The organism is Streptomyces sp. SLBN-31, from assembly GCF_006715395.1.
In the GTDB taxonomy this organism is placed as follows: Bacteria; Actinomycetota; Actinomycetes; order Streptomycetales; family Streptomycetaceae; genus Streptomyces.
This window is the reverse complement of sequence record NZ_VFNC01000001.1, coordinates 3996258-4021017: the sequence shown is the minus strand read 5'-3', so window position 1 is coordinate 4021017 and position 24760 is coordinate 3996258. Positions and strand designations below refer to the sequence as shown.

The 24760-nt window shown below is 69.5% G+C and carries 22 protein-coding genes, 1 tRNA gene and 4 pseudogenes; 12 read left to right on the top strand and 15 right to left on the bottom strand.

Annotated elements, in window-relative coordinates:
* Positions 1 to 35 precede the first annotated feature (35 nt).
* A complete protein-coding gene (locus FBY22_RS18710) occupies positions 36 to 752 on the top strand; it encodes an SDR family oxidoreductase (protein ID WP_142146930.1) in 717 nt (238 codons plus the stop codon).
* 551 nt (positions 753 to 1303) lie between these two features.
* On the opposite strand, the gene FBY22_RS18705 is transcribed toward FBY22_RS18710, so the two are convergent.
* The 3 genes from FBY22_RS18705 to FBY22_RS18695 form a co-directional block, all read right to left on the bottom strand.
* The gene (locus FBY22_RS18705) at positions 1304 to 1795 is read right to left on the bottom strand and encodes a nucleotidyltransferase domain-containing protein (RefSeq protein ID WP_142147791.1); all 492 of its coding nucleotides are present in this window, start codon (positions 1793 to 1795) and stop codon (positions 1304 to 1306) included.
* A 177-nt stretch (positions 1796 to 1972) separates the two neighbouring features.
* Entirely contained in the window at positions 1973 to 2452 is a 480-nt protein-coding gene (locus FBY22_RS18700) for a hypothetical protein (RefSeq protein WP_142146928.1), read from the bottom strand.
* A gap of 102 nt (positions 2453 to 2554) precedes the next feature.
* Positions 2555 to 2740: a hypothetical protein gene (locus tag FBY22_RS18695; RefSeq protein ID WP_142146927.1), complete on the bottom strand. Its 186-nt coding sequence runs from the start codon at positions 2738 to 2740 to the stop codon at positions 2555 to 2557.
* Between the two features lie 195 nt (positions 2741 to 2935).
* Between FBY22_RS18695 and FBY22_RS18690 the strand changes: the two genes are divergently transcribed.
* The gene (locus tag FBY22_RS18690; RefSeq protein WP_142146925.1) at positions 2936 to 3463 is read left to right on the top strand and encodes a hypothetical protein; all 528 of its coding nucleotides are present in this window, start codon (positions 2936 to 2938) and stop codon (positions 3461 to 3463) included.
* An 89-nt stretch (positions 3464 to 3552) separates the two neighbouring features.
* On the opposite strand, the pseudogene FBY22_RS18685 reads toward FBY22_RS18690, so the two are convergent.
* The 5 genes and pseudogenes from FBY22_RS18685 to FBY22_RS18665 form a co-directional block, all read right to left on the bottom strand.
* Positions 3553 to 3997: pseudogene (locus FBY22_RS18685) on the bottom strand (ATP-binding protein); the annotation flags it as partial.
* A gap of 209 nt (positions 3998 to 4206) precedes the next feature.
* Positions 4207 to 4686 carry an iron chaperone gene (locus FBY22_RS18680; protein ID WP_142146923.1) on the bottom strand — a complete coding sequence of 160 codons (480 nt, stop codon included), beginning with the start codon at positions 4684 to 4686 and terminating at the stop codon, positions 4207 to 4209.
* Between the two features lie 381 nt (positions 4687 to 5067).
* On the bottom strand, positions 5068 to 6057 hold the full coding sequence (locus FBY22_RS18675; RefSeq protein ID WP_142146921.1) for a phosphotransferase family protein: 990 nt from the start codon (positions 6055 to 6057) through the stop codon (positions 5068 to 5070).
* 86 nt (positions 6058 to 6143) lie between these two features.
* Positions 6144 to 6308 (bottom strand): type II toxin-antitoxin system Phd/YefM family antitoxin, encoded by a 165-nt coding sequence (locus FBY22_RS45110; protein ID WP_260844925.1) that lies wholly within the window; start codon positions 6306 to 6308, stop codon positions 6144 to 6146.
* A gap of 308 nt (positions 6309 to 6616) precedes the next feature.
* Positions 6617 to 7255: a ScbR family autoregulator-binding transcription factor gene (locus tag FBY22_RS18665; RefSeq protein ID WP_142146919.1), complete on the bottom strand. Its 639-nt coding sequence runs from the start codon at positions 7253 to 7255 to the stop codon at positions 6617 to 6619.
* 879 nt (positions 7256 to 8134) lie between these two features.
* Between FBY22_RS18665 and FBY22_RS18660 the strand changes: the two genes are divergently transcribed.
* Positions 8135 to 9127, top strand: coding sequence for a ScbA/BarX family gamma-butyrolactone biosynthesis protein (locus FBY22_RS18660; protein WP_142146917.1), 993 nt, complete (start codon positions 8135 to 8137; stop codon positions 9125 to 9127).
* 1447 nt (positions 9128 to 10574) lie between these two features.
* Here FBY22_RS18660 and FBY22_RS18650 read toward each other — a convergent pair.
* Positions 10575 to 11057: pseudogene (locus tag FBY22_RS18650) on the bottom strand (DUF6584 family protein).
* 100 nt (positions 11058 to 11157) lie between these two features.
* Between FBY22_RS18650 and FBY22_RS45105 the strand changes: the two are divergent.
* The 3 genes and pseudogenes from FBY22_RS45105 to FBY22_RS18640 all read left to right on the top strand — a co-directional run.
* A pseudogene (locus tag FBY22_RS45105) lies at positions 11158 to 11334 on the top strand (transposase); the annotation flags it as partial.
* The gene (locus FBY22_RS45100) at positions 11295 to 11429 is read left to right on the top strand and encodes a hypothetical protein (RefSeq protein WP_260845007.1); all 135 of its coding nucleotides are present in this window, start codon (positions 11295 to 11297) and stop codon (positions 11427 to 11429) included. The pseudogene FBY22_RS45105 and the gene FBY22_RS45100, both read left to right, overlap by 40 nt.
* 293 nt (positions 11430 to 11722) lie before the next feature.
* Positions 11723 to 12799, top strand: a complete 1077-nt coding sequence (locus tag FBY22_RS18640; RefSeq protein ID WP_142146913.1) for a medium chain dehydrogenase/reductase family protein — start codon at positions 11723 to 11725, stop codon at positions 12797 to 12799.
* A 539-nt stretch (positions 12800 to 13338) separates the two neighbouring features.
* On the opposite strand, the gene FBY22_RS18635 is transcribed toward FBY22_RS18640, so the two are convergent.
* Entirely contained in the window at positions 13339 to 14208 is an 870-nt protein-coding gene (locus FBY22_RS18635) for an NAD(P)H-binding protein (protein ID WP_142146911.1), read from the bottom strand.
* Between the two features lie 434 nt (positions 14209 to 14642).
* On the opposite strand from FBY22_RS18635, the gene FBY22_RS18630 reads away from it, so the two are divergent.
* Positions 14643 to 15332, top strand: coding sequence for a ScbR family autoregulator-binding transcription factor (locus tag FBY22_RS18630; protein WP_142146909.1), 690 nt, complete (start codon positions 14643 to 14645; stop codon positions 15330 to 15332).
* A 312-nt stretch (positions 15333 to 15644) separates the two neighbouring features.
* Here FBY22_RS18630 and FBY22_RS18625 read toward each other — a convergent pair whose 3' ends face one another.
* From FBY22_RS18625 to FBY22_RS18620, 3 genes are all read right to left on the bottom strand, one after another.
* A complete protein-coding gene (locus FBY22_RS18625; RefSeq protein WP_142146907.1) occupies positions 15645 to 17252 on the bottom strand; it encodes an FAD-dependent monooxygenase in 1608 nt (535 codons plus the stop codon).
* A gap of 401 nt (positions 17253 to 17653) precedes the next feature.
* Entirely contained in the window at positions 17654 to 17794 is a 141-nt protein-coding gene (locus tag FBY22_RS44535; protein WP_222127780.1) for a hypothetical protein, read from the bottom strand.
* Between the two features lie 536 nt (positions 17795 to 18330).
* Positions 18331 to 18407 (bottom strand) — tRNA-Trp (locus FBY22_RS18620).
* A 260-nt stretch (positions 18408 to 18667) separates the two neighbouring features.
* On the opposite strand from FBY22_RS18620, the gene FBY22_RS43910 reads away from it, so the two are divergent.
* Positions 18668 to 18826, top strand: a complete 159-nt coding sequence (locus FBY22_RS43910; RefSeq protein ID WP_160159900.1) for a hypothetical protein — start codon at positions 18668 to 18670, stop codon at positions 18824 to 18826.
* A gap of 246 nt (positions 18827 to 19072) precedes the next feature.
* On the opposite strand, the gene FBY22_RS18615 is transcribed toward FBY22_RS43910, so the two are convergent.
* Positions 19073 to 19552: a class I SAM-dependent methyltransferase gene (locus FBY22_RS18615; RefSeq protein WP_260844924.1), complete on the bottom strand. Its 480-nt coding sequence runs from the start codon at positions 19550 to 19552 to the stop codon at positions 19073 to 19075.
* A gap of 229 nt (positions 19553 to 19781) precedes the next feature.
* On the opposite strand from FBY22_RS18615, the gene FBY22_RS18610 reads away from it, so the two are divergent.
* From FBY22_RS18610 to FBY22_RS18590, 4 genes are all read left to right on the top strand, one after another.
* Complete coding sequence (locus tag FBY22_RS18610; protein WP_142147787.1) at positions 19782 to 21023, top strand: IS701 family transposase; 1242 nt, start codon at positions 19782 to 19784, stop codon at positions 21021 to 21023.
* Between the two features lie 233 nt (positions 21024 to 21256).
* Positions 21257 to 21919, top strand: coding sequence for a hypothetical protein (locus FBY22_RS18600; protein WP_142146905.1), 663 nt, complete (start codon positions 21257 to 21259; stop codon positions 21917 to 21919).
* A 641-nt stretch (positions 21920 to 22560) separates the two neighbouring features.
* Complete coding sequence (locus FBY22_RS18595) at positions 22561 to 23067, top strand: SMI1/KNR4 family protein (protein WP_142146903.1); 507 nt, start codon at positions 22561 to 22563, stop codon at positions 23065 to 23067.
* Between the two features lie 762 nt (positions 23068 to 23829).
* Positions 23830 to 24453, top strand: a complete 624-nt coding sequence (locus FBY22_RS18590) for a GNAT family N-acetyltransferase (protein ID WP_313905424.1) — start codon at positions 23830 to 23832, stop codon at positions 24451 to 24453.
* A gap of 73 nt (positions 24454 to 24526) precedes the next feature.
* On the opposite strand, the pseudogene FBY22_RS44205 reads toward FBY22_RS18590, so the two are convergent.
* Positions 24527 to 24673 (bottom strand): annotated as a pseudogene (locus FBY22_RS44205) (ATP-binding protein); the annotation flags it as partial.
* Positions 24674 to 24760 lie beyond the last annotated feature (87 nt).

The window sequence follows — 24760 nt, the reverse complement described above, 5'->3', positions numbered from 1 at the left end:
GGCAGGGCGCCCACAGCCAGGGAACGGTAGTTGCCATGAACGATCGCACAGCTCTGGTCACCGGTGCCAACAAGGGCATCGGCAAGCACATCGCCCGGCTCCTCGCCGCCGAGGGCCTCACCGTGTACGTGGGCTCTCGCGACCGCGGGCTCGGACAGCGAGCCGTCGAGGAGATCGGCGCAGGCGCCCGCCTGCTGGTCCTCGACGTGACAGATATGGACGGCATCGCACGGGCCGCGACCCAGGTGGACCGTCTGGACGTGCTGGTCAACAACGCCGGGATCTCAACCTCACTCGCCCCGCCGGCCGACACGAGCGTCGAGGAGTTCCGGCGCACATACGAGACCAACGTCTTCGGGGTGGTGGCGGTGACCAATGCCTTCCTGCCCGCCCTGCGCCGCTCTGCGCATCCGCGCATCGTCAACATCTCCAGCGGCACCGCATCGCTGACCTGGAGCACGAACCCCAACCCCCAGTTCACCCCGGGAAGCGGTGGCGCCGCCGCCTACCGGTCCTCCAAAGCCGCCCTCAACGCCCTCACCGTCCTTTACGCCCAGACGCTGGCCGAGGACGGCTTCAAGGTCAACACGCTCGCCCCCGGCATGCGGGCCACCGACCTCAACCCCCTGGCCGCCGCTGCCGGCGACGACCCGGCCGAGGCCGCCCAGGCAGCCGCCCGCCTGGCCCTGCTGCCCGACGACGGCCCCACCGGTGGCTTCTTCTCCTGGGACGCAACGCCCGTGCCCTGGTGAGCGGCGCTGAGATGTCAGGCGACGGCACTGACCCGCAACGCCCCAAAAAAGCGTATCCCCACAGCGGCGGTCCTCCTCGGCGAAGCGTGCACCGGTGCCTCCCGCCCGAGGGAAGCACCGGCGGCCCGGCACACCCCCGGCCCGAGCCACGGTCAGGGCCGCCCGCCCGACGGGCTCCGGCACGACGTGCGCCGAAGCGGTCACGAACAGGGATCAGCGGGTGCCTGCAGTGCGCGGCGGATCTGCCGCCCCTCCTGACGCCACGGGCCGACCTCGGCCCTGTCCACCCGGCCGACCCGACAGATCCGATCCGTCCCCGACCACCCCATCGCGTACACGTCCGGCCACCGTGCGAAGACGGCAGGGCAGTTCGGGCAGCGGCTCCCCGGGCGTCATCGGCGTCGATCACGACAGGGCTGCCCGGCAGGGCGCCGGCGACGAGAGCGCTTGGCTTGTCGATGACCAGGAACAGCGCATGCCGATGAGTTCCGGCATCGGTGCGTGCTCCGTGCGCGCGAAAATACCGGTTGAGTTTTGGCACCGCCTCGAGGTCAAAAGTGCGTGGTGATCCCGAAGACGCGGCGCAGTTGTGCCATGTCGTGCCGGTCGCGTTCCGATGGTTGGTATCCCTGGTGGAAGTAGACCTGCTGCCAGGCGGACAGGCAGGGGACAGGCGCCCCGTGGATGGTTCCCGTCACGAAGCAGGAGGAGGGATAGGTGAAGGGCCGTTGCGGTGCGGGCGAGGCCTGCACCGCTGAGCCGTCATCAGCGAAGACCAGCGGGTGAAGGTCAATCTCCCGTCCGTCCGCAGCCCTCACCACGAACCGGACGGGCCTGCAGTTCAGGCTCTGAACGAAACCCGCCGCACCCAGGGCGGCCAGCACAGCCGCCTCCTGCTCCTGCCGGTGCATCAGGTCCAGATCGCGATGGTGTCGGGTCTGCTCCCCGATCAGAGCGTCGATTCCCCATCCGCCACCCACCCACACGTCCGCCTGCGCCCGCTGCAGCAGGGCCAGCACGCACAACACGTCATCACCCGTCATCACCCGACGCAGGCTAGGAACGCCGGCGTCGGGCGGCAAACGACTTCCTTCGCCACCCACAGGGCAGGCCCTGTGCTCGTCGGTCAGCTGACCCCGGAACTCAGGCACACGTGCCGGTGCCCCGCAGGTTGTGGCACGACGTGCGGGAACCGGTCATGGTGGGGCATGCGACGCAGCTCAAAGGCTGTGGCCGGGGTGCGCTTGGGTGGCGAGAAGGTCTCGCGCGGCAAAGGTGACCCGGTCGCCAAGGGGCGGCTGGTGCGGAGGTCGGCTGTCCGGCAGGCCGGGTGCTCTCGCCAGATCGACGACGGGCTGCAGCGCGTCGGGATAGCCGAGTTCGGCTGCAGCCTCCTCATGGATCAGCTTCGCTCCGCGCCCGGGATCGAGCCGGCATGCCACGATCTGGCCGGCCCACCACCAAGCTGCGGTCCATCGCGCCCCGCCAAGATCTTGCGAGACCGGCGGCAGCAGACCCAGCTCTTGCAGTACCAGGCCGAACAGCCCGCGGGCCTGGGGGTATTCACCACGCGCGAGGCCGGCCGGCAGGAAAAACGAGGGAGCCTCGACGCCGGCCAGCAGGGCGTCCAGGCCCACCTGGACCAGGCAAGCGTCCGAGGGGCGCTGCCAGGGTTCGCCGGCCAGGTTGGCAGCGGCCATGCGGATCAGGCTGACCGCTCCTACCGCCTCCACGCTGCCGCCTCCTGCCCCCTCTCTTGTCGTAGAGGCAAGTCCTGTCACCGAATGCCAGAGAGGGGTTGATCAGGTGGCCGGCAGTACGCGCATGCGCAGCGGGCCACAACCTGCTCGGCCGAACATCTCACGAGAGCAGCTCGATCCTGCTGACGCGCCCCTTTCGACGATGTCGACGACGCCGCAGTCCCAGGGCAGGGCCAGGCCGGTGGCTTTGTTCATGTTCAGCAGCAGCGATTGTCCGGGGATGTTCACGAGAAATGACGTCAGCGTGTGGGTCCAGTGCGATTCGGCGAGTCGCTGGTTGGCCGTCTCGACGAGGTCGCGCGGAGCGGGTCCGGCGTGATCGGCTAACGTCTGGGCTTCTGGGCTTCTGGGCTTCTGGGCTTCTGGGCTTCTGGGCTGAGCCTTGTTCGGTTGCGCGGCACGTTCAGTGTGTGGGGGGTTGTCGTGGCTGTTCCGTGGGAGCTGGTGATCTCGAGCGCAGGTGGTGCTGCCACCACGCTCGTAGGGGTTGTTGCCGGCGGTGTGGTCGGACGGCGGAGCCAGAATCAGCAGTGGATCAGGGACAACCGGACGGCGGCGTATGCGGCCTTCTTGCAGGCGTTCGCCACGCTGGAGATGGAACTTCGTGAGGCGTTCCTCGAGGACCGGCCCCATACGGCTGATTGGGTGCCGTGGCACTCGGCGCTCACGACGATCAGCCTGGTTGCGCCGCGTGAAGTGGCGGCGGCAGCTTCAGAACTGACGGGGGCCGTGGGACGCTTCTGTGAACTGGTCGACAGCTCACCCAAGACGCGCGAGGACTTGCAGAGGATCCACGCCGCCCTGGCTGAGGGCCAAATGCGTTTCGTCAATGCGGCCCGTGCCTCACTGGACGGATCGCAGCTGCCGCTCGACTGGCAGCTTGGTGGCCCACCGGCATGGCATGAGATCGAGCCGTATGCCCCAGCGCCGTCGGTGGACGGATCCGCATAGGCCTTGAGAAACCGTCGAGCCTGCCCCTCATCGTGGGAACTGCCTGCCGCCCGGAGGGCGTCAGGCAGTCGAGTAGGAAGCCGCAGGCGTCAACCAGCCTTGGCAGGTTCCTCGGCTCGGGCTCGGGTGCCGGCGAGCCGGTAGGAGTCGGTGCCGGTCTCGATGATCGTGCCGTTGAAGGTCAGTCAGTCGACGATGGCCGCGCAGAGCCGGGGGTCGGTGAAGGTCTTCGTCCAGCCGCCGAACGACTCGTTCGGAGGCGATGGCGACGCTGTATCCCAACTCGTCGATACACAATAGATCGACGCGGCCGTAGCGGGCGATGGTCTTGGTGAGCTGCTTCTCGTCGGCGGCTTCGATCGTGTATCGGACCCGGTAGCCCTTCATGGCGGCCTCGGCGCCCAGGGCGATCAGCATGTGCGACTTGCCGGTGCCGGAGTCGCCGATCAGGCAGAGCGGCTGCCCCTTCTTGATCCACTCGCAGCTGGCGAGTGTGCTGACGGTGGCTGCGTCGATGCTGGGGTTGGCGTCGAAACGCCGGGACGAGGGCAGCATCGGCGCCCACCGCGCCCCGCCCGACGCATGGGCCCACGTCCGCCCCGGCCGCAGGCAAGTGGAAACGACGCGCAGCGTCCCCCGACTGGCCGCGCACCCCGATCACCACCGCGGACACACCACGAAGAGGGGCAACCACCTGTCACCTGTCACCTGTCGGGGCGTCCCGACCTGACAGGGCGTTCCCTCTAGCCGACGGCTCGCTTGACCAGCGCCGCGATCTGCTCCTCCACCTCGGCCGTCACCTCACTCAGCGCGAAAGCGGTCGCCCACATCGACCCCTCGTCCAGCTGGGCCGGGTCGTTGAAGCCGAGGGTGGCGTAGCGGGCCTTGAACTTCGCCGCGCTCTGGAAGAAGCACACCACCTTGCCGTCCAGGGCGTAGGCGGGCATGCCGTACCACAGCTTCGGCGCCAGCTGAGGAGCGCTGGCGGTGACGACGGCATGGACCCGCTCGGCCATCACCCGGTCCGCACCCTGCATCTCGGCGATCTTGGCCAGGACGTCCTGCTCCGCCAGCGCCGCCTTCTCCGCCTGCGAACCGCGCCGCGCCGCCGCCTTCTGCTCCTTGGCGTGGTCCTTCATCGCGGCCCGTTCCTCGGCCGAGAACCCCTCATACGAGCCGCTCTCGCCGCTCTTGGTGCTCTTGCCGCTCTTGGTGCTGCTCATGCTCACTCCCGAAAGCCCATCAATCACCCGGACCAGCCCCGGTCCGCGCGGCCGAACCCGGTCCCTGCCGCCAGTACAACATCCCCCCACCCCCCAACCCTTGAGCCCTGCTCAAGGACCACTCGAACCCACCCGCACCCCCGCCCCCTGCCAGCACCCCACGGCACCCATCACAACCGTCGCGGGGCCCTGTTGCGAGGTATGCGAGCAGGCGCCAGCGCCGGTCGAGGAGCAGCGTTTGCCGGCCGGTTCCCAAGGCGGTGGCCGATCAGCCGGCCCGCGCATGCCCACCAGTGATGACAACAGTGACGCGTGCGCCAGGAGAACGCGTCGAGGACCGGCCGTTGCGCCGGGAGTGATAGGCAGGTGACGGACGCGGTGCTACCGGGCCAACAAGGCCAGCGTTTGCCTGACGTTGTGCTCGGCGATGTCCTGCATCACCGTGCGGTGCGGGAAGTCGCCGTCGAGCAGGCGAAGGGGGCCGGCCACCAGGGAAAGACGCATCGCGAGCAGGTAGAGGTCGCTCCGTGCCGGATCGAGTCCGGGGCGGGACAAGGCCGGGTAGTGGTCGCCGAAACGCAGCCGCAGGAACACGTGCTCCCACTCGACATCGAAAAACATCAGCCCTTCGATGTCGATGAGAACGGGATGCCCCAGGGCATCGACCAGGACGTGGTCCGGGCCGAGTTCGCCGTGGATCAGCGCGTGCTGCCTGCGCGGCGCCACCCGCCCGGCCAGCTCCTGCAGGCGCTCGTGCAACAAGGCCGCGGCCGCTGCGATCCTGGGCTCACGTCCGGCCGCCTCGCCGAGATCCTCCACGGCACGCTCCAGCACCAGCCGCTGGCATGAACCGCCCCCCACTGTGCCGCTCCCCTCGAGGACATCCACCCTGCCGTAGTGCTCACTGTGCTGCCGGTGCATCACCTGAAGCAGGGCGGCCAGCTCGCGCAGGGCCTGCGAGGCGCGGGCGGGATCCGTCGTCAGCAGCGCTTCCAGCGTGCCGCCGGCAACGTCCTCGAGAACCGCCACATCCGCCGGGCCGTGGCGCCGGCTGTCGTCCGCCACCAGCACCCCCGGAACCCGCACTCCCAGACCGTCCAGCCTGCGCTGCGCGGCCAGGAAGGGGACCAGCCCCGAGGCCGGAGCGAACGGATCGGCCGCGTCGACAGCGCCCACAGCCGGCCAGAAATTCTCGCCCTCCGCCCAGCTGTAAACGATCACACTCGCCGCGCGCGACCCCTCCGTATGAACCCGGTAGACCCCCTTCTTGCTCCCGCCACGCAACCGCTCCACCCCCACCACGCAGGCCCCCGCCCCCAACGCCTCCCGCACAACCCCCGACAAGACTTCACCCTCTGTGAACCGGCGCATCCGCCGACCCTAACCCCCGGCCCTGAGGAGCGTCCTCGCTCTCGCCGTCGGTGAGGTCGGGCAGGCCGAGGTCGGGCAGATCGAGGTCACCCATGGCATCGGTCGGGTACGGGGGCACCTCGGTGTCGTTGATCGGCACGACCCGTGGCCCCGGGGGTGCCGTTCTTGGTGACGGTGACGGTCTCGCCACGGGCTGCTGCGGCGAGGATCTGGGAGGACTTCCGGTCGAAGTCCCGGGCCGTAATCTCCATGGCGTACATGCTGCTCCGCGCGAGCGGTCCGTGGTGCGGGTACGCATCCAGAGCCGTCCGAAGTGGTGTCACCCTCCTCTTGTGCAAGGGGTTCTGGCGGTACGCGCCGGCTGGGTGTTTCCACGGGCGCTCCACCTCGCCGAAATGGCTTTTCCGTCCAGGACGGACCCGCCCTACCGCGCCACGCTCTGGCACGCGGCCCGTCCTGCCCGGTCAGCCAAACCAGGGATCAGCACAGCACGGCAGCCAAGGCCTACAAGGCAGCCAGGGCAGTGCCGGCCCGTGACAGGCCACGGGTGCTGGTGCGGTCATCCCTGGCGGGACGCCGTGGCCGGGGTGCCGCCGGGCTCGAGCCCGTCCAGGACGTCGGCCGCTGCCAGCCGGGGCAGCAGCAGGTCCCAGAACTGCACCAGCGTCCGCGCCGACATCCACACCGGGTCCTCCGCGCCGAGCTGCTCAAAGCCCACGGTCGCCGCCACCACCGTGACCGCGGCGTCGGCCGCGGACACCCCCGGGGCCAGGATCCCGTCGCGCTCGGCGTCCTTGAGGACCTCCTCCACCCAGCCCTGCCACTGCCCACGCAAGTCCGCCGCCCCGTCCCGGCGCGGCGGCCCGCTGCCCAGCTCGAACCCGGCCCGCACCACCACATCCTGCTCCAGGTGCTCCATCAGGGCGTGGGTGGCGTCGATGAGCCGCTGCAGCGCACGGGAGCCGCCCGCCTGTACGGAGGCGCCGATCGCCCGCAGCACGGCGGCGGCCTCGTCCTCGACCGCGCGCGCCAGGTCCTGCTTGCTGGCGAAGTGGAAGTGCAGCGCGCCGTTGCTCACCCCGGCCCGCTTGCTGATCGAGGTCAGCGAGGCCAGCACGAAGCCGTCCCGGGCGAACACCTCGGCCGCCGCCCGCACCAACGACTGACGCGTACGCGCAGCCCGCTCCTGCTTCACCATCGCCCACTCTCCCTGACCTGCGGCCGGCCGCCACCGACCGGCTCCACCATTGCCGCCCGCCCGCGCGGCCCACCCCCCGGCCGGACCGCCCCGCCCGCACACGGCAGCACGCACCGCCAACAGACCAGACCAGACCGGGCCGGGCCGTATACGGCCCCACCAAAACAACCGGGCACAAATCCACAGGCGTCCGGGCGACTCGGCACGACCCCGGCCACCGAACCGCACGACACCGCACACGAGACACGCGAGAGCGCGCGCGCACGCACGCTCCCCTGCCTCGCAGACCGTCACCGCCGGCCGACCCACAGGATGGTAACAAACCGCGCACGCGGTCTCTATTTTAAATGTGAAGGTCTTGCAGAGCCAAGGGCCGCGCTCATGCGGTTTTCCGGGGACCGGAGCGCGGGAGCCGGGACGTCGGTGGCAGCCAGGCCGCCGGCGCCTCCTCCCCGGCGTCCGCCGCGCCCCCGCGCCGGCGGGCCTCTAGGCCGGACCGCGGCCGCCAATCCGCCCCGCACGATCCCTCCCGGCCACCGTGATCAGGGAATATGCCCGCCGCATGGGAGAGACCCCTCGGGCAGGCCGCTCGAGAACGACTCGAGAAGACGTGCGGAGGACACCCCCGCCGGCCCGGGGACCGCCGGAAGGCTCCACGGCGCCGCGAGGGTGCCGGAGGTGCCCGTTCAGCAGGGATAGAGAGCGCTTCGAGCACTCCTCTGCGGATTGGGAACGAGGTGCTCCACATTTTGCCCATGGGAACTCCGCATTCCTTCTAGAAATTAAACCGGGTGGTATGTATCTTCACTGTCCTCGGCGCTCCACCACCCACATTCCGGCCACATCCAGGCCACGGCGGCTCGGGGGGAAACCATGTCCATGTCTGTGAGCACCTACCGCACCACCCGCGTGATACCCGGCCTGACGCAACCGGCAGGCCCCGGCGCCCCCACCGGCGGCGCCCCCGTCTTCCAGCCACTGACCAGCACCGTCCCCAAAGAACTCGTGCACCGCGCATCCGTCGCCGAGGTCATGCTGACCGACTGGGCACGCCGGAGCGAGGACCACTTCACCCTGGCCGCCCAGTGGCCCCGCGGACACAGCTTCTTCACCACCATCGACGGCTGCCACGACCCCCTCATCGCCGCCGAAACGATCCGCCAGGCCGGCCTGCTCCTGGCCCACGCCGAATACGGCGTCCCCCTCGGCCACTGCTTCCTGGTCAGCGACCTGAGCGTCGCTGTCCGCCCCGCACAGATGCGCGTGGCCGCCACCCCCGCCACCCTCGAACTCGACGTCCGCGTCCGCGACATCAAACAACGCCGCGGGGAGGTGACCGGCTTCCGCATCGAGGTGGCCCTCCACCGCGACGGACAGCTCCTCGCCACCGGAGGCGGCACCCAGACCTGCATCGCCCCCCGCGTCTACCAGCGCCTGCGCGCCGCCCGCGGCCCCGGCGACCTACAGGTCCTGCCCCTCACCGCCCCCGAACCCCCCCAGAGGGTGGGCCGCATGTCCCCCACCGACGTCGTCCTCTCCCCCCTCGGCCAGCCCCACCGCTGGCAGCTGCGGGTCGACACCCGCCACCCCGTCCTCTTCGACCACATCGTCGACCACGTCCCCGGCATGCTGCTGATCGAAGCCGCCCGCCAAGCCGCCACGGCCACCCTCGGCCACACCACCCTCCCCCTCGCCATCACCAGTGAGTTCCTGCACTACGTCGAACTCGACACCTCCTGCACCGTCGAGGCACACCCGACCGACGGCACAGGCACCGACCCGGGAGGCACCCGAACCGTCCACGTCACCGCCCGACAGAACGAAGAAGACGTCTTCCGCTGCACCCTCACCATGGCCCCACCCCTCACCTGACCACCCCCCGGGGACATCTGCCGGACCCGACGGGCGGGGCAGGCCGTCGGGGACAGCAGATGCCACCCAGCACGGCAGCCCCGCCCACCACACCGAGGCGGAACGCACCCGGCAGGACCGCAAGAAGTACCAGCGCACCGGCCAACCCGCCTCCATGACGGGGCACTTGGAACGGACCGCGGACTCCTCCGACCAGGCCGGCGCCTGCCACAGCGTCGCCGCCAAAACCCACCGCGTGACCCCGGCCGGCGGGGATGCCGCGTCCGCAGGAACCAACAGCCCATGCCGCGCGAGCACCGCCTGAGGGGAACCGATTTACCGGGTCGGGGCAGGGTGTGGCGAGACGCGCGGAGTCGTCGGCTTTCCGGGCTTGGCATCGGCATCACCGAGGTTGGAGACAGCTCCCGATTCACGACGAGGCGTGTTCACGAGCAGAAGGCCGATGATCTGCCCCCGTGTGTCCCGAACCTGCCAGGGATCGGGACCTCCCCAGTACACCTGCTGGTCGCTACGGTCTCCGGGAGCGAGTCGTCCGCTCATGTCATGGCAGTCACGCCCACGGCTGTCGGCACACTCGAACAGGACAGCTGGGGAGCCGGTGTCATTGACGAAGGCGACAGAGCTGAAGTTGGCGGGGTCCGTGATATCCACGGTCGCCGGATCGCAAGCACTCAGAACGCCCGCGACGAGTGCGGCGGCCAGCCAGGATCTGTGCGGGCCACCATCCACATCAAACCTCCGTTCGGCGACGGAGAGCCTACAGAAGGCACACGTTGCCTGACGGGGCGCCACGAACGTGCGGTGACCTGCCCGTCAGGCCGCTGTTGTGCAGCCAGCCCCGCTCGGCGAGCTTGGTCATTTTCGGCCCCCAGCGGCTCCAGCCTGCCGCGCACCGACACGTCCAGGCCGTGGCTCGCCAACCGCCCCGGCCTGCACCGGGCCATCCCGCCTCCCGCACGATCACCAGGATCCTGCGGCAGTCGGCCGGCAGCGCGCCCTCGCCGGCGGCGTCGGTGCGGGATCAGCAGAACCGCCTGCACGGCACGGCCCCCTTCGCCGGCACCGGAGCGAGCGTCGGCATCGGCCTGTCCTGCGCGGGCAGAGGATCCAACACCCGCTCCGCGATCACCGGTTCCTCCCGCTCGACCTGCACCTCCTGCGGTAGGTGCTCGGGTCAACTGCTCGGCGAGAGCATCCAGTTCGCTCCGGCGAGCGGTGATCCCTGCCGCTCCTGCACCTTCGCAGCCTCCCGCGGTCTCATGGCGTGCCGACTTGCTGACGAATCGCAGGCGGGGCCCGTCACCGGTGCAGTCGAACCCGGCCCAGTCCGCCGGAACCGGACCTGCCCGATGATCCACGCCAGGGTCATCCGCCGCCAACCGGCATCAGTCCCCCCGTCACGCACACCAGAGCCGTGACCTGTGATCTCACGAGGCACACCCCCCGGTCAGCCGAAAAGGGAAAGGAGTCCCTTCACCCAGATCGCGAGGAACAAGAGAACGGCCAGCCGCTGGCCGCCAGCACACCGCCGACCGTCCACGGCTCAAAGGGCGCCTCGCGCTTGCCTTCCAGGCCGTCCCGGTAGGAGACGGGGTCGTCCCAGTCAACGGGGTGCCCCACCTCCTGGGCGCAGGCGGTCCGCACCATGACCAGCTGCTCCTTAGCGGAAGCGGTGACGGCCTTCGCCTGAAGGCCCCTGCCAGGCAAGGGCCTTCATCCGCCACCCGGCACAGACATACCGCGCCTCGAAGGCAGCGGTCTCATCGGCGTTGCGGTCCTCTTCGAGGTACATCCAGCGTCCAGCCTCGGCAGCATCGCCGTAGAGCCGGTACACCTCCGCCAGACGACGACGGAGCGACAGATCGTGCGGGAAGGACGAGATGAGACCGCGCAGGCGCTGGCGCGCAAGGCGAACCCGGCCGCCGGCCAGGTCCGCATCAACTCGAGCAAGGGTCTCTCACCGGCATGAACGCATGATCAGCCACCACACGATGATGTGGCTGCCGAGTGCCTCCGGTAGATCGTCTTGCGTGACGCAAGCGCAACTGACGGATGAGGATCGGGAGTTCATCGATCCGCACTTGCCGACAGGCCGGTACGGCCCGTACCCCGAGCAGCTACGGCAGCAGTTCGAGGGCGTGATCTGGCGGTTCAAGACCGGCGGGCAGTGGCGGGAGATGCCGCGGGAGTTCGGCGCCTGGTCGACCGCTCCACGCATCCGTCGCGCGACGTCTTCGCTGACATCGCGTACACCTTCGACACCTTCGACACCTTCGACACCTTCGACACCTCGACCGCATGAACGCCGACATCCTGGCCGGCATCGACATCGCCGCCTGCGCGGGGCGGACGAAGATGGGAACGTGATGGTCGGCTTGACGGAGAAGCGGAGGAACTGCCTCCGCGTCAGTGCCGTGCCAGAGAATGTTTCTCGGTGGCCTCTGGTGCCGTTCGCCGACACGGCGGCGGCCCCCTGCGGACAACAGGAGGCCACCGATTCCGAGAGCAAGAACCGCCGACCTGAGGAGGTCACGATTCCCACCACCGCATGATCGATCGGATGCGAGGGCGGTGCAGCCTACCTAGGCTGAAGACGTGAAGCGCGTCGTCATTGATCATTTCGGCGGCCCCGAGGTTTTGCGGGTCGTAGAGGACGACGATCCCCGGCCGGGGCCTGGTGAGGTGTGCGTCAGGGTGCTGGCCGCAGGCGTGTCGTTCACCGATGCCCAACTGCGCGCCGGCACGTATCTGGGCGTACCGAAGCCGCCGTTCACGCCCGGCTATGAGCTCGTCGGTGTCGTCGAGGAGCTGGGCCCGGGCTGCTCGAGGCTGCGAGAGGGGGACCGCATCGGTGCGCTGACGGTGTGGGGCGCCGACGCGGAGCGCGTCTGCGTGCCGGAGGCGGAGGCGGTCGAGGTACCCGAGAACCTCGACCCCGCCGAGGTTCTGAACCTCGTGTTCACTTACATGACCGCCTACCAGCTGCTGCACCGCGTGGCGAGGGTGAGGAGCGGCGAGTCGGTGCTCGTGCACGGTGCTGCCGGCAGGGTGGGCACCGCGGTCCTCGAACTCGGAGCGGCCGCCGGGCTTCACCTCTATGGAACCGCGTCCGCCCGCGACCGGGCCAAGGTCGAACAGCTCGGCGCGGTGGCGATCGACTATCGCAACGAGGACTTCCTGGCGCGCGTACGCGAGCTCCCCGGGAAAGGCGTCGACGTCGTGCTCGACGGCCTCGGCGGCGCGGTGTCGCTGCGCTCCTTCCGCGCGCTGAGGCGCGGCGGACGGCTTGTCGTGTACGGCCACTACGCCACGCTCGAGCATGGGCACAAGAACCGGCGAGCGTGGGCAGAGTGGTACGCGGCTACGGGGGCCGTCGCGCTTTGGAGCCTGCTCTCGCCCCGTCGGCAGGCACTCGCCTACCGGATCCAGAAACTGCACGGTCGTCACCGCCAAGTGCTGCCCGTGGCCGGCAGCCACCCAGCGCTTCCCGTGGGTGGAGGTCCCCGCGACCCGGAGCAGTTCCGGGCGGACTTCCGCGCGCTGCTAGAGCTGCTCCGTGAACACAAGATCCACCCCGTCGTGGCCGAACGCCTGCCGCTGTCGGACGCTCGTCTCGCGCACGAGATGCTCGAGCGCTCGGCAGCGAAGGGAAAGCTCGTGCTCGTGCCATAAGACGAGGCCGAGGAGGACGTTCGCATATGGTGCGCGACCGGCCTGATCGGCGACCGGCACAATGTCGCGCTCGTAGGCACCGACGGGTCGGGGCAGCGGGTGGACCCGAGTCTCACCTGGACGGCAGAGCTATCCCTCGCAGCCGTCGCCCCACGGTGCGAGTTCTGACCCGCTGAAGGGAGCGCGGCGGTGTCCCCGACCTGGACCGTCCGATAGGAGGGCAACCCTGTGCACCGACGGTCCGGTCCGCACAATGCGTCGCACAGCCCGAACAGATCGTCGCCCCGCGCGGTCAGGCACGCCTACACATCCGACCGGAACGCCGTCACCACCATCAACGAGTCTCATTGAACCTCGGACTCGACCAGTCCCACGACCCCGGCCGCCGAGCTGCGCTGTCGATCAGCACGGGATCGGCCCTTGGCCCCTCACTCATCCAGTGAAACCGGGAAAACACCGAAAGAGCCTCGAGACCCCCTCGGCGCAGGACCATCAACGACAAGCTCAAGGGAAAGCAGTCACCCGGGCCCGCCGGCCGGTCACCCGCCAGGCGCGAAGGCCGCCAGATGGTCCCTCGCCCACGCACTGAACGTGCCCGCCGGGCGGCCGGTCAGCGCGGCGACCGTGTCCGTGACTCCCGCCTTCGCGCCGGCCCGCTGACGCTGCGCGCTTGCAAGCAGCGCCTCGGCCACCAGCGCCGGATAACGGCGCGCAAGCGCCGCGCGCGCCTGATCCAGGGAGAACTCCTCACACCGCAACCGGACGCCCAGCAGCCGGCCCAACTGCTCCGTCTGCCCAGCCGCGGTCACGGCCTCCGGCCCGGTCAGGGTATAGGCGCACCCCGCATGCCCCTCCTCCGTCAAAACCCGGACGGCCACCTCCGCCACATCCCGCGGATCCACACAGGCATGGGGAGAGGTCCCGTACAGCGCGCGCACGGTACGCGCGGATCGCACGGACGGCGCCCACGCCAGGGCGTTGGAGGTGAACGCCCGCGGGCGCAGCAGCGTCCACTCAAGGCCCGAGCCGTACAGCAGCTCCTCCGCCCCGCGCTGCCAGCGGGTGATCAGATCATTCGCCTGCTCATCCAGCACCGCGGCGGCCGACAGCTTCACCACCCGCCGCACCCCCGCCCCTCGCGCCGCAGCCACAAACCGCTCATCATCCCCGCCCGCCACATCCGTCGTCACCAGGAACGCCGTCTGTACACCCTCAAGCGCCGCAGCCAGCGACCGCGGATCCCGAAAGTCCCCGGCAACCGCCTCCACCCTCCCCGCCACCCCCGCCGCCCGGACCAGCCCGGCCACCCGGCCGGGATCCCTGGCCATCACCCGCACCCGCCAGCCGACCGGAAAACGCCCCAGCAACTCCCGGCCCACCGTCCCCGTCCCCCCGGTCACCAAAATCACCGCACCCACCCCTTCTCTTCCCCGCCCTGCGAACCGTCCATGAACTCCCGCCCCCGGGCCGGAACCCGGCACCCGCCCCCGTTCCCTGGACGTGCCCGGCACCCACCCCGCCGGGTCCCGCGCGTCCCCTCCCTGCCGGGTTGCGGCGCGGACTTCCGCCCCCGGCCCCGATGCACGCCTCCCGCCCCCCGGGTCCGGCGCACAACCCCCGCCCCCTCCACCGCCCCGCGCTCACCCCTCCGGATCCGGTACGCGACCGACGCCCCTGCCGCTTGCTGCGCAGCCTCCTGCCGCCCAGGTGGCGGCCCTTGGAGGCACAACTCCTTGAACGTTTCACGGCCGGAAGGGATGCCGCGCCCACCAAACACCTGTAATATACAAACTGGACGGTTTTTTATTGGGTCTTGGGACTCACCGGCAAGGAGGAGGCCGACATGGCGAAACAAGAACGGGCGGTCCGCACCCGGCGCGTCATCCTGTCGGCCGCGGCACGGGTCTTCGAAGAACGCGGCTACCAGGCCGCCACCGTCAACGAGATCCTCGCCAGCGCCGGCGTCACCAAGGGCGCCCTGTACTTCCACTTCCCCTCCAAAGAACACCTCGCCGAGGGCGTCCTGCACGCCCAGGACCTCGACGTGCCCATCCCCGAACGCGCCTGCAAAATCCAGCAGATGGTCGACACCGTCGTCCTGCACGCCTACCGCCTGCAAACCGACGCCATGGTCCGCGCCGGGGTACGCCTCTCCCTCGACCAGCAAGCCCAGGGCCTCGACCGCAGCGGACCCTTCCTGCGCTGGAGCGAGGTCGGCACCCAACTCCTGGATGAGGCCAAAACCCAGGGCGAACTCCTGCCCCACGTCACCCCCACCGAGACCGCCGACGTCCTCGTCGGCGCCTTCGCCGGCATCCAGGCCATGTCCCAGGCCCTGACCAACTACCAAGACCTCCCCACCCGCGTCAGCGCCCTCCTGCGCCACGTCCTGCCCAGCGTCGTCATCCCCTCCGTCCTCACCTCCCTCGACCTCACCCCCACCCGCGGCCACACCGTCTACACCGAACTCCAAACCCTCCACCCCGACCTCCCCACCCTCAACCCGTCGCGGGAACCCGCCCCCGCCGGCTGACCACCCCCACCAGCAGCCCCCACCCCGGAGCCAGGCCGACGTACTCCGTCAACTGACGGCCCCGCCGACACACCGGCCCCCACGACGTGAGAGTCAGCACCCTGCCGCGCCGCATCCCGCCCGGCAGGGCCACCCGTTCCGCCCTCGCCGCCGCCGACCCCGATACGAGCGACGCCGGCGCCCACACCGAGCCGCAGGCCCTGCCAGCAACTACCCAGCCTGCAAACCGCGTTGAAGCCCCTATCGGCCAGCTGACCGCCCCGGCCGCCACGTCGGCGGCTTCCACTGCCGCGCCCCGGCCGACACCCTGAGTCAGCCGACCGCCCCGGCCAGCACACCGGGGGCCCTCACTGCCGCGGCCGGGCCGAAGAGCTCCGTCAGCACAGCGGCCAGCCCGCCGGCCCCCGACGCCCAGGCGGCCGCCCCCTCACCCTCCAATGCCCAGGCGACATACCCATCGGGCCGCACCAGCAGCGCACAGGGCAGACCGGACACCGGCTCGGCCTCCACCACCCGCACCCGCCCCGCCCACCCCCCAGCCTTTTCGGCACAGGCGTCGGTGCCACGGTGGCCGCCCAAGAGCAGCAGCAGCGGCAAGCCCTCGCGCAGCAGACCGATCACATCGGCCCGACCGTGGCGGGTGCGCAGGACGGTGTTGTGCAGGAACGTTCCCTCCCAGGCAGAACAGCCCGCACCTCGCGTCGGCAGCACCGTGTCCTGAGCGCTGACCATCGACGCCAGCACACCGCTCTCCCCGCCCCGGGCCAGCAGCTCACCGAACAGCGCCCGCAGCGGGTCCAGTTCCGGGCCGGGCCGCATCAACGCCAGCTGGGCACGCGTATGGTCGATCACCCGCTGCGCCGCAGGCCGCCGCTCGCTGTCATAGCTGTCCAGCAGCCCCTCCCCCGCCCAGCCGCGCACCGCCAGCGCCAGCTTCCAGCCCAGATTCACCGCATCCAGCACCCCCGTACTCAACCCCTGACCCCCGACCGGGAAATGCACATGCGCCGCATCCCCCGCCAAGAAGATGCGCCCCTGCCGGTAGGAGGCAGCCAGCCGGGAAAAATCACTGAACCTGCTCAACCACCGACCATCACGCAAAGTGATGTCCCGGCCGGTGACCCAACACACTTCACGCTGGAGCTCTTCCAGGACCAACGGCCGATCACGATCGGCGTGCGCACCCTGGCAGTTCAGCGTGCGCAGACGGACCCACCCCTCTTCGAGAGGCTTGGCAACGATCCAGCCCCGCTCCGTGCGACGCCACCCCGCCTCCAGACTGCCCCTGTCTCCCTCTACGCGGACATCCCCCGCCATCGCCGACACCGTCGCCGGATAGGCACGGGAGGCGAAGCCGGCCTCACGGCGCACCAGGCTGCGGGCCCCGTCGGCTCCCACCAGGTACCGGCCCGTACACACCACCGCCGCACCACCCGGCCCCCGCGCGGTGACCCGCACCCCACCCGGACCCTGCCGCACATCCGTCACCCGACACCCCCGCAGAACCCGCACACCCACCGCCCGCGCCCGCTCCTCGAAATGCCGCTCCAGCACCTCCTGCGCACACTTCAACACCGGCTCCGGCTCCCCCGCCGGCACCGAAATCACCAACCCCGCCAAACCCGCGAAGTGGAACGGACTGCTCACCGGCCCCCCACCGGTATCCGCCCCACCCGCCCCGCTCTCACGGCCAGTCATCCGCCCGCCGCTACCGGACACCAGCCCCGCGAGATACCCCCGCCGCACCAGACACTGCACCGCACGCGCATGCAACGTCGTCGCCCTCGGACACCGCGAAACCCCCGCCCGCGACTCGACCACCACCGTCCTCACCCCACGCCCCGCCAGCTCACACGCCAGCAGCAACCCCACCGGCCCCCCGCCCACGACCACCACATCCCCCTCAACCCCGTGCACCATCCCGGACCTCCCCCAGACACCGACCCTCACACGCGCGGCAGGGCGAAGGAGGCGCAGCACACAAAACACCCGCCCCCCACCCCGGACAACCCCAGCCCCCGGGAACAACCCACCTCCCCAAGGAAGTTGAACCGCTCCGCTGCTCGTACGGACGAGCCAACACCGAAAAAGATACCGGGTGAGCGGTTTTCCAGCAACGAGCGCGCACCACCCGAAACCCACCACACCCCACCCCAAAACCACACCCATCAACCCCCGAAAGAATCCCCGCCAGCACCCACCGCCGCGAGACCAACCCACCTCAAGCGGCCACCCTCGAAGTGCGGCTCCTCACCCTGATCGAACGCCAACACCTCGACAGACGCCGATCGCCGGGACCGAAAAGCTGGACGCCCGCTTCTTCAAAGTTCGCCGGGATCCTCCTCAGCCTGCAGCCGCGTACTGACGCTGGTGGCCCACTCCACGGCCCACATTCCGAGGTCATCGATCTGCTCGGGCCGGAGGCCGTAATCGGCGTAGTCCTCGTCGTCCCACCATTCCACGCCGCCAAGGCGGTCCCGGCGCTGTGGAGAGGCACTGGGAGGCAGCGTGGACCGTCACGCGCATCACGCCCGGCCCCGAGAAGGGCGGGAGCGGCTCCCGCCCCTCTCTTGGAGAGCGCAGGGCTGGAGCTTGAACCCAACTTCCGCTGATCTCGGCAGCCGGATGCACCACACTCAGCCCGGCCGCCGTGAGGGCGCCGCGACCTTCGGTGCCGCCTTCGTAACCCATCGGCCATCCCGCACCTCCGCCCGACTGCTCCTCGCTCTCGGGCTCAGGGCGGCAGGGGGAAGAGTTTTACAGGCATAGAGGCGCGCCACCTGTTACCGCAGCCCTGACAAGGGCCCTGCATGGGTGACCTGAGTCAGTCGAAGAGGGCGACGAGTCCATTCACCCAGACCGCAAGGAACCCCAGGGCCGCCAGAAGGCAGCCGGCACCCGCCAGCACACCGCAGACCGTCCACGACTGGGAGGGCGACTCGTATCCCTTCCCCAGGCGCTGATAAAAGGGGTGATCGCCGAGGCGGCCAAGCACGAGTGGCAGGGGCGGCAGGAGTCGAACCTGCGGCATCCGGTTTTGGAGACCGGCGCTCTGGCCATCTGAGCTACGCCCCTTTGGTGGTTGACAGCTTGGCATGATCGGCAGGTCCATCGCCAAGGGATTTCCGCCTGTGCAGAGAAGGCGTAGGACGCCGACGACCTTGCCGAGAATCCGTAAGGGGTCATCCGTCGCCTCCCACCAGATCCAGCACCGTGAGGACGACCAGTTGCGCAAGCCGGTCACCTGGTGGCTTCCGCGGTTGGAGACCGCGACTCCGTCCACCCCGGCGTCGGCGGCGAGGCGGGCGTCGCCCCAATCACCTACGTCCTCACCGGTGAAGTCTCTGATCACGGTCCCCCAGGCGCCCCTGTGGGATGCGGGCTGGCGCTGGCTCGGCACACTTGGCCGCTACTCGTGCCCCGACTGCCCGCCCGTCGTCCTCGTCGTGAACGGCGTCCACCGCGCCCCCGGCCGGACGGAGAGCGCAGCATGAGCGAGCAGGCCGTCATGCTGCACGGCCCGGCAGCAGGGAAGGTCTTCGACGTCGAGCTCAACGCCATCGGCCATCCGCCGCACTTCTTGACGGTGATCGCCGACCCGGCAGGCGTCCCCGGCTCGTCCGTCGAGCACCCGCAGCCCTACCGGCTGCTGCTGTGGCGTACCACCAACGCGCCGGCGAAGACGACGACGGCCGCTGGCAGTACGTGTAGCGCGGCGCCGAGGCGCGGTTCGCCTGAGGTCACGCCGGGCGGCGGGCCGCCACTAGCAGCGTCGCGGCCGCGCGCGGCCCCTCACCCGCAGGCCACTCCTCGACGCTGATGTCGGCGAACCCGGCCTCGTCGAGGAACTTGACCCACACCTGCTCCTGCAGCACCCAGCGCGGCATCCACGCGGCCTCGCCGTCCTGCGTCTTCACCGCGATCTGCCGGGAGACGACGTCGGCCTCGGCGACGTCCCCGGACAGGAAGTGGGCCAGCGTGGAGAACACCAGCCGCCCGCCCGGCGACAGCGCCCCACACGCCGCCGGCAGCAGCTGCCGCGGATCGGTGAAGTCGACCGCCCCGAACACGCTGTACAGCACGTCGTAGGAGCCGCGCGCGGCCTGCAGGTGAGCGACGACATTCGCGCCGACGATCCGCAGGCGCGGCACCTGCCCGAACGGGTCGGCGGCCATCGCAGTCTGGGCGGGCGAGGCGTCCACGGCGTCCACCCGGGCCATCGGCTGCCGCACCGCCAGGTGCGCGGCGTGCCGGGGCGGCCCCGCGCCGAGATCGGCGACGTACGCGCCCGTGAGCGGGCCGAGGACGGCCGGGGCCGGAGTCCTGGCCCCAGATCCAGCAGAACGATGCCGGGACGTCGCGGTCCGTTTCGGCGCGCGAGCGGCCCTAGTACTCCAGTGAGAGTTCGTGTCCTGAGCTGGTGTGTGTCGTTGTCAGGGCATGGTGGGGATGGTCGATGCCGAGGTGTGGGCGGCGGAGCTGGAGTCGTTGTTCGGGCGGGTTGCCGGTCGGTTTTCGCGGGTGGATCTGCGGTGGCGGATGCGGGGGTATGTGCGGGGTCTGCTGGCTCCGGTGGCCCGGAAGAACAGCTGGCAGCTGGCCGAATGGGCAGGTCACCGTGATCCCGCCGGAATGCAGCACCTGCTGGCAGGAGCCCGCTGGGAGGCGGATGAGGTCCGTGACGATGTGCGGGACTACGTCGGGCAGAAGCTCGGCCCGGGTGGTGTGCTGATCATCGACGACACCGGGTTCGTCAAGAAGGGCAGCACGTCCGCGGGGGTGGGCCGGCAGTACACCGGCACCTCGGGGAAGATCGACAACTGTCAGATCGGAGTGTTCGCCGCCTATGCCACCGGCCGCGGACGGGCCCTGGTGGACCGGGAGTTGTATCTGCCCAGGGCCTGGACAGCCGACCGTGAGCGGTGCCGGGCAGCGAAGATCCCGGATGAACGGGCCTTCGCGACCAAGGGCGAGTTGGCGAAGGTGATGGTCACCCGCACGCTGGCCGCGGGCCTGCCGGCAGAGTGGGTAACCGCGGACGAGGCCTACGGTCAGGAGTGGAAGTTCCGCCGCCTGCTCGAGGAACTCGGTGTCGGATACGTCGTCGCTGTTCCCAAGTCGCAGCAGGTCAAGAGCCTGGCAGGGTTCTGGCGGATCGACCAGCTCATCAGCGAAGCACCCGAGGATGCCTGGCAACGGATCTCCTGCGGCATGGGCGCCAAGGGCCCGCGGATCTATGACTGGGCCAGTGCCAGGCTGCCGGCGATCAGCTTCTTCGACGGCGACGAGCCCACCCATCACCGGTGGGTGCTGGCCCGCCGCAGCCTGACACGGACACAGGAGATTGCCTACTACTTCGCCTACGCGCCCGTGACCTGCACGGTTGCGGATCTGGCCAGGGTGGCCGGGATGCGCTGGTCGATCGAGGAATGCTTCCAGGCCGCGAAGAACGAATGCGGCCTGGACGAGTACGAAGTCCGCCGCTACACGGGCTGGTACCGGCACATCACCCTCGCCATGCTGGCCCACGCCTTCCTTGCCGGCCTCGCCGCCGACGAGGCCGCAAAGGGGGCCGCAGAAACGACCCCACCAGCACCATCACCGCACTCACCGTGGCAGAGATCCGAAGGCTCCTGGACATTCTCTGGACCCGCCCCCGACCTCGCGGTCATCCACGAGATCACGCACTGAACTGGTCCCACTGGCGCAGACACCACCAAGCCACCGCCCGCCGCTGCCACTACCGAAAACGCAGCTCAGGACACGAACTCTCACTGGAGTACTAGTACTCCAGTGAGAGTTCGTGGCTCACCGGCAGCAGCAAAGATCTGCCCTCGCGCCGCGATGAGCGGCCCGAACAGGGCCTCGACCGATGGCGCACCAGACTCCAGAGCGCCGGCGTCGCCGAACAGCACCTGGACGGCGTGATCGGCCTGATGGGCATGCTGTTCGCACCAGTCCGGCAGGCTCTCGGTTATGGCAGCAACTTCCAGGCCATCGCACACCGACGCGGCGTCGGCAGCGTCGACTACTTCGACCGCTACACGGTCTTCGGCGTCCCCGACGACGACCTTCCCGAGGGAGCCTTCGACATCGCCCTGGAGCAACTGGCTAACGGCACCCCGGACGCAGAGGCAGACGAACTCCTCCTGCGCCTGCGCGACGACACCCAACGCATCACCCGCCGCATCGGTTACAAACGCGCCGCCGGTTTTCCCGTGCCGGCAGCCGCGATCCTCAAAGCCGCAGCCCCGCACTACGGCCACCTCACCGCGGCTCCTCAAGGGACCCTGGGTCTGTTCACTGCCGACCGAGCCATGGACATCCTCGCGAAAGACCTCGTGACCGACCTTGCAGAGCCCGACCGGCCTTCGATCCTGAGGGCCATGGCCGAGACATCAGACGGAGCCGTCCTGGCTGCCCGCACCCTCCAACGCCTCATCAGCCATAACGACGCCGACACCCCGGACCGCGCACAGCCAGCAGCCTCAGTCAACTGGATTGGTGAGGCGCGCTCCTTCATCAGCCACGAGATCGCAAGACACCTCGCCCCAACCGGGAGCCGCCCCGTGAACGCACTCACGTAGCAGGAAATCACCCTCATCTGGGCATGGCGCCATACCAAGTCCGAAGTCTGCCGAACCTGGATCAACCAGCGTTTCGACCAGGGGTGGAACCCGCTCAACCTCCTCGCCACGCTCCTACCGCCCGATCGAGCCCCACTACCCGTCCTCGACGACGCAACCCTTCAAAGTCTCGACGCACTCATCGGCCTCGAAACGCTGCACAGCCGCCTCGCCCCGCTCCTCGACACCCCGGCAACAGCCCCTGCTAATCCGCACGAGGCACACCAGCAAGCCATCCTCCAAGCACTCCGCCAGCACCGCACACACGACGACCCCAACTGACCCTCCTCTCGCCGACGAACGACGTGTGGCCCTCAGCAACCTCGGCATGCACTGGCAAGCGTGACCTCGCAGGGCCTGCATGCGTTGCACAGGCACGCAGCTGATGCCCGTTCCCCGCAGGACCACTTCACCAGGGGTTCGCCGAACGTCGCGTCCGCCAGGATGCGTCCGCGACCACTCCGACGACCTGCGCCGGCCGGTGCACCCACGCCCGCGAAGGCCACCTGCAGGTTCACGCGAGCAGAGACCGTCGGCGAGGACGAGTTGCGTGGTGGCAGATGGGATGGACAGCCGGATGGCATTGACTCGATGATCAGCCGGTGACTGAGGACGAGATCATCGACCGTGTCCGGGTCTTCGCCCAGGAACACCGCTTGCCGCCGCCGGCGCCCCTGGAGGCGGTCGCGGAGCTGGAGGCACTCATCGGCTGGCCCATGCCCCATTTGCTGCGTCGTTTGTATCTTGAAGTCGCCAACGGCGGTTTCGGACCCAGCCACAAGGTTCTGTCTCTCACCGACACCGGTCAGTGGTACAGCGACGAAGAGTCGCTTCTGCAGCTCGCACGTGCCTTCGGACCGGCAGAGCCGCAACCACCGCATCCCCCGCGCCACACGGTGCCGGTGGTGACCCTTGGCGGTGCCGTGTGGTGGTTCGTCGATTTCAGTAGCCCAGAAGGCCACATGTGGGGCTGGGAACCGAACGCCCGCTGCGAACAGCACTGTCTCTTCCCGGAGCGGTTCACGCTGGCACAGTGGTTGACGGACTGGCTCGATGGCAATCGGTCTTTCCCTGAGCCGCCACCGTTGACGGACTGTCCTGACTACTAAAGGTGGGACACCAACCACGCCGCAGGCCGGCAGTTCCACGCAAGCACACCGAAACGATCAAGCTGGACGGAGACGGCGGGGACGGTCGTCAGAACGGCGCCTGGATCGACAACACCCGCCGCAGAGCCGCCAAGCTCAGTCCAGAACGGCGTATGGCGCCGCATGAGCTCGACATGCGCTGGTGAGGGTGGCGTACGCAGGGTGAGCTCCGTGAAGAGACTCACGGAGCTAGCTACGATGCCCGGCCTCGCTAGGAGACCGGGCAGCGCCCGGTGAAACTATGGTCCCTTCGCCGGTCGAACCGGGGGGGGCGTCCGGGCCGCCCAAACCTCATCGTAGCGAGGACACACCCCCGCCGTCATGGCCATGGCCCATCCCCGTTATCGTCACCGGCGTGACTGTGTCGGTGAGAAGCGGCAACGTGTGACGCTAAGTTCTGGAAACGCTTGAGGGGGCTCGCCCGCCGACACGTCGATGAGTTTTAGCAACACCTGGCGGCCTTCCGAGCCGTTCCGGACGGTCATTTTCGGATGCGACATGCCCATGCTCCATCGTGAGATGCGCGGCATTGAGTGACTCACTGCGTGCCCGTATCGAGCAGTACTACGCGGCCGTGCCACTGCTGTTCGCCGACGCGGAAGAGTTCGGGCCGTTACGGCGTTCGTGCGAAAGGAACCAGGAACCCCTAACTACGGCGGCCCAAGCCACGCTCAACCCCTCGCAGAGGGCTCCGGGACCATCACCGCAGTTGACATCGCCCGGGTGCGTGCCCGGCAGCGCGAACTCGGCGTGCCGGAAGCATTCGAGTGGCTCGCCGATGCAGCGCCAGCGCTTCGTGCCCGGGTCGAGGCCGCCGACCTGCCGGTGGATGAACGCCCCCTGATAGTCCTCGACCCGCACCATCCGGTTCCCCCGCAGCCCCTGCCGGACGGCGTCACGCTCCGCGTGCTGACGGCCGACGACCCGGCCCTTCCCAAGGCACTCGCTCTCCCTCGCTTGGCGTTCGCCGAACCGAGCACCGCTGTTGGCCTGGCGGGCCCTGCGGAACTGTCGGCGGCTGCTGAGGAGTTGGCCGCGGACGGCACGGTCGAGGTGTGGTCCGGCCCACGATCCGCCAGAAACAAAGCACTCATCGCTGCCCTTGCCCCCGACGGCACCCCCCTCGCTGCCGGCCACTACCACCCGGCAGGTGGCACCACTGAGATCGTCGGCGTCGGCACCCTCCCCACCGCTCGCCGCGAGGGCCTGGCCGCGGCCATCACGGCGGCCCTGGCCGTTCATGCGCGCAACCACGGGGTGCTGACCGTCTTCCTCGCCGATGCGGAGGACACCGTCGCCCGCATCTTGCACGTTTGGGGTTTCGGCCTGCGGACGTCACCCTTCTGATCGCCAACCAACCCGCACGGTCGTAAGGCCGCAGGTCAGAAGAGAGGACGGCCACCGAGGGGCGGCAGTTATATCAGGTCGCGGCGGCCTGTTCGGCTTTGGCCCGGGACTGGGCGAGGCGGTAGGAGTCGGTGCCGGTCTCGATGATCGTGCCGTTGAAGGTCAGCCGGCCGACGATGGCCGTGCATAGCCGGGGATCGGTGAAGGTCTTGGTCCAGCCAACCAAAAGCCTGACCGGCCGTCAGCCCTTTCCCCGCCCGCAGGGCGAGCAGCCGCCGCACCGCAGGACCGCGCAGAGCCCTCCTCG